The 9023-nt window shown below is 73.0% G+C and carries 8 protein-coding genes; 6 read left to right on the plus strand and 2 right to left on the minus strand.

Features of this window, described 5'->3' with window-relative positions:
- Positions 1-229: 229 nt before the first annotated feature.
- Both nhaA and ppk2 read right to left on the minus strand, forming a co-directional pair.
- Positions 230-1603: a Na+/H+ antiporter NhaA gene (gene nhaA / locus AC1DUQ_RS11870; RefSeq protein ID WP_477073848.1), complete on the minus strand. Its 1374-nt coding sequence runs from the start codon at positions 1601-1603 to the stop codon at positions 230-232.
- A 55-nt stretch (positions 1604-1658) separates the two neighbouring features.
- Positions 1659-2501: a polyphosphate kinase 2 gene (ppk2, locus tag AC1DUQ_RS11875; protein WP_477073849.1), complete on the minus strand. Its 843-nt coding sequence runs from the start codon at positions 2499-2501 to the stop codon at positions 1659-1661.
- A gap of 99 nt (positions 2502-2600) precedes the next feature.
- Between ppk2 and AC1DUQ_RS11880 the strand changes: the two genes are divergently transcribed.
- The 6 genes from AC1DUQ_RS11880 to AC1DUQ_RS11905 form a co-directional block, all read left to right on the plus strand.
- Positions 2601-2996 carry a TOBE domain-containing protein gene (locus AC1DUQ_RS11880; protein ID WP_477061582.1) on the plus strand — a complete coding sequence of 132 codons (396 nt, stop codon included), beginning with the start codon at positions 2601-2603 and terminating at the stop codon, positions 2994-2996.
- Entirely contained in the window at positions 2993-3769 is a 777-nt protein-coding gene (gene modA, locus AC1DUQ_RS11885) for a molybdate ABC transporter substrate-binding protein (RefSeq protein ID WP_477061583.1), read from the plus strand. Before AC1DUQ_RS11880 ends, modA begins: the two co-directional genes overlap by 4 nt.
- Complete coding sequence (locus AC1DUQ_RS11890; protein WP_477073850.1) at positions 3766-4572, plus strand: ABC transporter permease; 807 nt, start codon at positions 3766-3768, stop codon at positions 4570-4572. The genes modA and AC1DUQ_RS11890 overlap by 4 nt, the downstream gene beginning before the upstream one ends.
- A complete protein-coding gene (locus AC1DUQ_RS11895) occupies positions 4569-5621 on the plus strand; it encodes an ABC transporter ATP-binding protein (protein WP_477061585.1) in 1053 nt (350 codons plus the stop codon). Before AC1DUQ_RS11890 ends, AC1DUQ_RS11895 begins: the two co-directional genes overlap by 4 nt.
- A gap of 134 nt (positions 5622-5755) precedes the next feature.
- Positions 5756-7117 (plus strand): MFS transporter, encoded by a 1362-nt coding sequence (locus AC1DUQ_RS11900; protein WP_477061586.1) that lies wholly within the window; start codon positions 5756-5758, stop codon positions 7115-7117.
- The coding region (locus AC1DUQ_RS11905) for a molybdopterin oxidoreductase family protein (protein WP_477073851.1) at positions 7117-9023 on the plus strand (1907 nt) is incomplete at its 3' end. The genes AC1DUQ_RS11900 and AC1DUQ_RS11905, both read left to right, overlap by 1 nt.

Genomic DNA, 9023 nt, shown 5'->3' on the forward strand with positions numbered 1-9023 from the left:
CCGGGCGTCCAGCCGTTGAACGTGCCGACCACGCTGGTCGCACCGTCGAGCGCGGTCGTCGGCAGCCAGAACGTGATCGTGCGGGTGGCGGTTGCGGTGGGGCGGGACTTCTTGAGCACGGGCGGGTCCACTCTCGTCGGACGGCTGGGAACACGGCGCATCGTGGCGTACTCGTGTTCCGGGCGGGCTACGGCGGGGTGATCACCACGTGACGGAGCGGTGCACGTGCTTACTCCGGCGCCCTCCACGGGAGCGGGGGCAGCGGCGGCGGGGCGTCGCTGAGCGGCGAGCACAGCGGCAGCTTCTCCCCGAGCCAGCGCAGCAGGATCGAGCCGAGCACCGCGGCCGTGAGCGACCCGACGAGGATGCYGATCTTCGCGTTGTCCAGGTGCTCGGCGTCGTCGAACGCGAGCTCGGCGATGAACAGCGAGATGGTGAACCCGATGCCCGCGAGCACGGCGCCGCCCAGCAGGTGCCCCCAGCGCACGCGTCCGGGCAGCTCGCCCAGACCCAGCCGGAGCGCCAGGGTGGCCGCGCCGGTGATGCCGATGGCGTTGCCGAGCACGAGCGCCACGGCGACGCCGATGGCCAGCCGGGACTGCGCGGCGGCCTGCAGGGACTCCACGTCGAGCTGGATGCCCGCGTTGGCCAGGCCGAACAGGGGCACCACGACGAACGCGCTCCACGGGTGCAGGATCCGCTGCAGCCGGTCGCTGGTGGGCACCGCGGCGCGTGCCGCCAGCTCCGCGAGGTGCTCGCGCTCGGCCGTCGCGTCGTCGATCAGCTTGCGCCCGTAGCCGGCCACCTCGTCGATGGTCTCCTGGTCCGGCGGCCGGGCCGGGACGAGGAGGCCGATGATCACGCCGGCCAGGGTCGCGTGCACGCCCGACGCCTGCACCGCGAACCAGAGCGCGATCCCGGCGACGACGTAGGGCGCCAGCTGCCACACCTTGAGCCAGCGCAGCATGAGGATCCCCACGACGATCGCCGCGGCGATGGCGAGCGCGGCCATGTCGACCTCGTCGGTGTAGAAGATCGACATCACCGTGATCGCGCCGATGTCGTCGACGATCGCGAGCGTGAGCAGGAACAGGCGCAGGCGGTCGGGGCACTTGGGACCGAACAGAGCGAGGATGCCGACGAGGAACGCGGTGTCCGTCGACATGACGACGCCCCACCCGTGCGCGGCGTCCGTGCCGCCGTTGAACGCCAGGTAGATGAGCACCGGGACCAGCAGACCGCCCAAGGCGCCCAGGGCGGGGACGGCGACCGTCCGCTTGTCGCGCAGCTCCCCGGTGGTGGCCTCGCGGCTGATCTCCAGGCCGACCACCGCGAAGAAGATGGCCATGGCGGCGTCGTTGACCCAGTGGTGCAGGTCGAGGTCGACGCCCCAGCTCCCCAGGTGGAAGCCGGCGGAGGTCTGCCAGAGGGACTCGTAGGAGTCCGCGAACGGCGAGTTGACCCAGACGAGGGCGACGACCGTGGCGGCCAGCAGGTAGACGGCGCTGCCGGCCTCGTTGGTGAGGAAGTCCTTCACCGACGGCTGCAGACCGGGCAGGGAGACCCGCAGGGACGGGCCGGGGGAGGTCGAGGTCGTCGACATGCGGATCAACGTCGCAGGTGATCGGCCGCGACGCAACGGGCGTTCGCCCTCGGCGTCAGATGTACCTCTCGGGATCCCCCAGCAGCTTCGCCACGTGGTTCGGGACGTAGGTGGACAGCTCGCGCGACGGTCGCTCGTACCCGGTCGACGCGGACGGTCGGGCCGGGAGCGTGACCTTGTCGTGCGGGACGTCCTTGTACGGGATGGTGGAGAGCAGGTGGCTGATCATGTTGAGGCGGGCGTGCTTCTTGATGTCCGACTCCACGACGAACCACGGGCTCCCGATCGTGTCCGTGTGCACCATCATCTCGTCCTTGGCCTTGGAGTAGTCCTCCCACCGGCTGATCGACTCGAGGTCCATCGGGCTCAGCTTCCACTGCCGCAGCGGGTCGTTCAGCCGCGACCGGAACCGCTTGAGCTGCTCCTTGTCGGACACGGAGAACCAGTACTTGCGCAGCAGGATCCCGTCCTCGATGAGCATCTGCTCGAAGATCGGGGTCTGGCGCATGAACCGGTCGTACTCCTCCGGGGTGCAGAAGCCCATGACCTTCTCCACCCCCGCGCGGTTGTACCAGGAGCGGTCGAACAGGACGACCTCGCCCGCGGTGGGCAGCTGCGCCACGTAGCGCTGGTAGTACCACTGACCCTTCTCGCGCTCCGTGGGTGTGGGCAGGGCGGCGATGCGCACGAWGCGGGGGCTGAGGTACTCGGCGATGCGCTTGATCGTGCCGCCCTTGCCGGCGGCATCTCGGCCCTCGAACACCACGACGATCCGTGCACCCGTCTCCTTGGCCCACAGCTGCACCCTCACCAGCTCGGCCTGGAGCCGGGACAGCTCCGCCTCGTAGACGTCGTTCGGGACCTTGTCCTGGTGCTTCTTGCCGGACTTCTTCGCCATGCCCGGACGCTACCGGCCGGGATGGACTTCCGCCTGAGTTCCGCATCTGCGGATCAGGGAGCGCTGGACAGTCGCTTCTGCGGCACTACGATCGCGTTCGTGACCGACTACCGCATCAGCGAGGCCGCCCAGCTGCTGGGCGTCAGCGACGACACCGTGCGCCGCTGGGTCGAGTCGGGCGCACTGGAGGCCCGGACCGACCACGCCGGCCGCAGCGTCGTCGGCGGCGTCGAGCTCGCCGCGCTGGCCGTCGAGCGTGCGCGGACCCCCGACGACCCCTCCGCCGGCACCAGCTCGGCGCGCAACCGGCTGACCGGCCTGGTGACGCGGATCCTCTCCGACACCGTGATGTCCCAGGTCGAGCTGCAGGCCGGTCCGTTCCGGCTGGTGTCGCTCATGTCGACCGAGGCGGTGCGCGAGCTGGGGCTCGAGGTCGGATCGCGCGCGACCGCGGTGGTCAAGGCGACGACCGTGCTCGTCGAGACGCCACGATGAGGGTGCGCGCCCTCGCCGGCGCGGCGGCGGTGCTGCTGGCGTTGACCGCCTGCGCGGCGGACCCCCCGGCCTCCGCGCCCGACCCGACGGGCCCCACCGGGGAGCTCACGATCTTCGCGGCGGCCTCCCTGCAGGGCGCGTTCGACGAGCTCGCCGCCGAGCTGGCGGAGCAGAGTCCGGGGGTCACGGTGCACCCGGTGACGTACGACGGCTCGGCCACGCTGGCGACGCAGCTGGTCGGTGGGGCGTCGGCGGACGTGTTCGCGTCGGCCGACCAGGCGACCATGGCCGAGGTCACGGAGACGGGCCTCGCCGCGGGGGAGCCTGCGGTCTTCGCGACGAACACCCTGGAGATCGTCGTCGCGCCGGGCAACCCGCTCGGGATCTCCTCGCTGGCCGACCTCGCGGAGGTGTCGTCGTCGGGCGGCAAGGTCGTCCTGTGCGCGGCCCAGGTGCCCTGCGGGTCCGCGGCGCGCACCGTCCTGGACGGTGCCGGCCTCGCGCTCACGCCCGTGAGCGAGGAGCAGAACGTCAAGGCCGTGCTCACCAAGGTGCAGACCGGCGACGCCGACGCCGGCCTGGTCTACCGGACCGACGTGCGGGCGGCCGGCGACTCGGTCGAGGGAGTCGAGTTCGTGGAGGCCGCGTCCGCCGTGAACTCCTACCCGATCGTCGCCCTCACCGAGGGCGCACCCGCCCGGGCGTTCGTCGACCTGGTGCTCTCCGACGAGGGGCAGCGGATCCTGGCGGACCACGGGTTCGCCGCGCCGTGACCCGCGAACGCTCCGTCGGCGTCCCCGGTGTCCTCTGTGTGCCCGCCGCCCTGGCGGCCGGTCTGCTGGTGCTCCCGGTCGTCGCCCTGCTCGTGCGCGCGGACTGGGGCTCGCTGCCCGCCGACATCACGACGCCGTCCGCACTCGATGCCCTGTGGCTCTCCCTGTCGACGTCGGTCGTCGCGACCGTCGTGTGCCTGGTGCTCGGCGTGCCGCTCGCCGTCGTGCTCGCGCGGGCGCACGGCTGGCCCGCCGACCTGCTCCGCGCCCTGGTGACGCTGCCGCTCGTCCTGCCCCCGACCGTCGGCGGCATCGCGCTGCTCTACCTGCTGGGGCGGCGCGGGTTGGTCGGGCAGACGCTCGACACGTGGTTCGGGATCAGCATCCCGTTCACGACGGCGGCCGTGGTGATCGCCCAGGCGTTCGTCGCGATGCCGTTCCTCGTCCTGTCGGTGGAGGGGTCGCTGCGGACGGCAGGCACGCGGTTCGACGTCGTCGCCGCGAGCCTCGGCGCCGGCCGCTGGACCGTGCTCCGCCGGATCACCCTGCCGCTCGTCATGCCCGGTCTGGTCAGCGGGACGGTGCTCTGCTTCGCGCGGGCGCTGGGCGAGTTCGGYGCGACCGCGCTGTTCGCGGGCAACTCCCCGGGCGTCACGCAGACCATGCCCCTGGCCATCTATTCGGCGTTCAACGGAGCCGGCGTGACCCAGGGGACCGCGGTCGCGCTGTCCCTGCTGCTGGTGTTCGCGGCGGTCGCCGTCCTGCTTGCCGCGCGGGCCTGGCGCCCGGGGCGTGCCGCGTGACGTCGCTGCACGCCGAGGTCGTCGTGCGCCGCGGGGCCTTCGCGCTCGACGTGACGATCGCCGCCCATCCCGGGGAGATCGTGGGCGTGCTCGGGCCCAACGGTGCCGGCAAGTCCACGCTCCTCGCCGTCCTGGCGGGGCACCTGGTCCCCACGGACGGGGTGGTGCGCGTGGGCGAGCGGACACTGACGGCGGTGTGGGACGAGCGGGTGGAGTCGGCGGTGCGGCCCGAGCACCGGTCCGTCGGCCTGCTCGGTCAGGACCCCCTGGTGTTCCCGCACCTGAGCGCGCGGGAGAACGTCGCGTTCGGTCCGCGGGCGGCGGGGATGCCGGTGGCCCGGGCCCGAGCGGTGGCCGACGAGTGGCTCGCGGCGGTCGGGCTGGGCGGGCTGGCCGAGCGGCGTCCCGACGCGCTGTCCGGCGGCCAGCGGCAGCGCGTCGCTCTGGCCCGGGCGCTCGCGGCAGAGCCGGCGGTGCTGCTGCTCGACGAGCCGTTCGCGCAGCTGGACGTGCGGACCGCCGCCGAGCTGCGCGAGCTGGTCCGGGAGCAGGTGCGCCGCACGCGCACCGCCACGGTGCTGGTCACGCACGACGTGCTCGACGCGGTGACGCTCGCCGACCGGGTGGTCGTCCTGCACGACGGTCGGGTGGTCGAGCAGGGTCGGCCGCTCGACGTGCTCACCGACCCCGTGCACCCGTTCACGGCCGCGCTGGCGGGGGTCAACCTCGTCGTCGGGACGCTCGTCGCCCTGCCCGACGGGTCCTCGGCGGTCGCCGGACCGGACGGCGTCGTCATCCCCTGCGCTCCCGGGCGACCGGGCGGACGGGTGCAGGTGACCTTCTCGCCGAGCGCCGTCACGGTCGGGGAGGGCTGGCCGGCGCGCGTCGTCGACCTCGAGCCCGGGACCACCGGCGTGCGCCTCCGGACCACGGGTGACGTGCTCGTCGACCTGCCGCCGGCGCAGGTCGCGCGGCTGGGTCTGCACGTCGGTGCCGAGGTGCGTCTGAGCGTCCCCGCCGAGCACGTGCGGGTGCGTCCGCTCGCCTGATCTCACAGGCCCCCGCGGCAACCGGTGCGCGAAAAGAACCGTGCGCGCAACCGATCGGACAGGTCGGTCGAAACATCCGCTGCCTAGCGTCGTCGTCGACCGAGCCCCCTGACACCGTCCTCCCGGAGGTCCCCATGGCGACACAGCTCGCGACCGACGCCGGCACCACACCCGTTCTCGACACTGCGCCGCTCACCCACCGCCCTGGCCGATGGATCGACGGCTGGAACCCCGAGGACAGCGGCCAGTGGGCCTCCGTCGGTCGGGCGATCGCCCGCCGCAACCTCGGGTTGTCGATCTTCGCCGAGTTCCTCGGGTTCGCCGTCTGGGCGCTGTGGAGCATCGTCGTCCCCCAGCTGCCCGCCGCGGGCTTCGTCCTCACGGTCGACCAGATGTTCTGGCTGATCGCCCTCCCTAGCCTGGTGGGCGCCACGCTGCGCATCCCCTACACGTTCGCGGTGCCGATCTTCGGCGGCCGCAACTGGACCATCGTGTCCGCCCTGCTGCTCCTGGTCCCGACGATCGCGCTCGCGGTCGCCGTCCAGAACCCGCAGCTCGGCTTCGGCGCCCTGCTCGCGGTCGCGGCTCTCGCCGGTGTCGGCGGCGGCAACTTCGCGTCCTCGATGGCCAACATCTCGTTCTTCTACCCGGAGAAGGAGAAGGGCCGGGCGCTCGGCCTGAACGCGGCCGGAGGCAACCTCGGCACCGCTGCGGTGCAGTTCGCGGTGCCGTTGGTGATCGTCGGCGCGGCCGGGCTGGAGCTCGAGCGGGCCGGCCTCATGTTCGTGCCGCTGGTGCTCATCGCGGCCCTGCTGGCCTGGCGGTACATGGACAACCTGTCCAACGCCAAGGCGGACCCGCGCTCCTACGGCGTCGCCGCCCGGGCGCGGCACACCTGGATCATCTCGTTCATCTACATCGGCACCTTCGGCTCGTTCATCGGCTTCTCCGGGGCGTTCCCGACGCTGCTGAAGAACCAGTTCCCCGAGGTCACGATCACGATCGCGTTCGCCGGTGCGCTGGTCGGGTCCATCGCCCGGCCGCTCGGCGGCATGCTGGCCGACAAGCTGGGCGGTGCGCGCGTCACGATCGTCGCCTTCGGCGTGATGGCGGTCGGTGTCGTCTGCGCGATCTTCGCCCTGCGGGCCCACGCGTTCGGCCCGTTCCTGGCCTCGTTCCTCGTGCTCTTCGTCGCGACGGGTGCCGGCAACGGCTCGGTCTACCGGATGATCCCCGCGGTGTTCCGCTTCGGGGCCACCGACGACGAGGACCGCGCCCGGCGCGTCAAGGCCGCGGCGGGCTGCCTCGGGATCGCGGGTGCGGTGGGCGCGTTCGGCGGGTTCCTCATCCCGCGCGGGTTCGCCATCTCGACCTCGGCCACCGGCAACATCCAGGCGGCCCTGTGGGTGATCGTCGGGCTGTACCTGGTCATGAGCCTCACCACCTGGGCCGTGTACCAGCGCCGCACCGGCTCCTTCGGCGCGACGGTCATCTGATGTCCCAGCCCGCGGCGGCGACTCACTGCCCCTACTGCGCGCTCCAGTGTGCGCAGACGTTGCACACCTCTGACGAGGGCACCGTCACCGCCGCGGGCCGGGACTTCCCCACGAACAAGGGCGGCATGTGCCAGAAGGGGTGGACGTCGCCCACGCTCCTGCGGGCCACGGACCGGCTCACCACCCCGCTGCTGCACGGCCAGCCGGTCTCCTGGGACACCGCGCTGTCGTTCGTCGCCACCCGGCTGGCCGCCCTGCGCGAGTCCCACGGTCCGGAGTCCGTCGCGGTGTTCGGCGGCGGTGGCCTGACCAACGAGAAGGCGTACGCGCTCGGCAAGTTCGCGCGCACCGTGCTGGCCACGCCGAACATCGACTACAACGGCCGGTTCTGCATGGCGAGCGCCGCGGCGGGCGCCAATCGGACCCTGGGCCTGGATCGTGGCCTGCCGTTCCCGCTGGCCGACCTGGGCGGCGCGCAGGCCGTGCTGCTGCTCGGGTCGAACCTCGCGGAGACCATGCCGCCGGCCGTCCAGCACCTCGCCGGGGTACGGGCCGCGGGCGGCCTGATCGTCGTGGACCCCCGTCGCTCGGCGACCGCGGACCTGACCACCGAGGAGCGCGGCCTGCACGTGCAGCCGGTCCCGGGCACCGACCTGGCCCTGCTGCTCGGCATCGCGCACATCGTGCTCGCGGAGGGCTTCGCGGACCTCGCGTACCTCTCCGAGCGGACCACGGGTCTCGACGACATCCGACGGTCGCTRGCCCTCTGGTGGCCCGAGCGGACCGAGCAGGTCACGGGTGTCCCGGTCGCGTCGCTGCGCCGGGCCGCGTTCCTGCTGGCCAACGCGTCGCCGTCGCGCGGCGGCTCCGGTGCGTACATCCTCACCGGCCGCGGGGTCGAGCAGAGCACGCAGGGCACCGACACCGTCACCGCGGCCATCACGCTCGCGCTGCTGCTCGGACTGCCCGGACGCGTCGGGTCCGGCTACGGCGCGATCACCGGCCAGGGCAACGGGCAGGGCGGCCGCGAGCACGGTCAGAAGGCGGACCAGCTGCCGGGCTACCGGTCCATCGAGGACGAGGCGGCGCGTGCGCACGTCGCCGGCGTGTGGGGCGTCGACCCCGCAGACCTGCCCCGGACGGGGATGCCCGCGATCGAGCTGCTGCGCTCCCTCGGGACGCCGGGCGGCCCGCGCGCGCTGCTGGTGCACGGATCGAACGTGCTGGTCAGCGCTCCGGACGCCGACCGCGTCCGGGAGCGGCTCGCCTCGCTCGACCTGCTCGTCGTGTGCGACTTCTTCCCGTCGGAGACCGCCCTGCTCGCCGACGTGGTCCTGCCCGTCACGCAGTGGGCGGAGGAGGAGGGCACGATGACCTCGCTCGAGGGGCGCGTCATCCGTCGCCGGAAGGCCCTGCCGCCCCCGCCCGGGGTGCGCAGCGAGCTGGAGATCCTCGCCGACCTGGCGCTCCGGCTCGGGTCGACCGTCCGGTTCGACACCTCACCGGCGGTCGTGTTCGACGAGCTGGCCCGTGCGTCCGCGGGCGGCCGCGCCGACTACAGCGGGCTCAGCCACGCGCGCCTGGACGCCGAGCCGGACCTGTTCTGGCCGGTCCCCGCCGGGCCGACGCCGCACCCGGGCACCCCGCGGATGTTCCTCGACCGCTTCCCGACGCCCGACGGCCGCGCGCGCCTCATCCCCGTGGACCACCGCGGCCCGTCGGACGACCTGCGCCGCGACGCGCCCCTGTTCCTGGTGACCGGGCGGGTGCTCGCGCACTACCAGTCCGGCGCGCAGACCCGCCGGGTGCCGGAGCTGGTGCGCAGCTCCCCGGCGCCCTACGTCGAGCTCCACCCGCTGCTCGCCGACCGCCTGGGCATCGCCGAGTCCGACCTGGTCCAGCTCGA

This window comes from Cellulomonas sp. P4_B5_2 (assembly GCF_056402235.1).

What these genes read in the sequence shown, in the direction of transcription:
- modA (WP_477061583.1), top strand. Translation starts at nt 2,993, where the DNA reads ATGAGGGTGCGCGCCCTCGCCGGCGCGGCGGCGGTGCTGCTGGCGTTG.
- AC1DUQ_RS11900 (WP_477061586.1), top strand. Translation starts at nt 5,756, where the DNA reads ATGGCGACACAGCTCGCGACCGACGCCGGCACCACACCCGTTCTCGAC.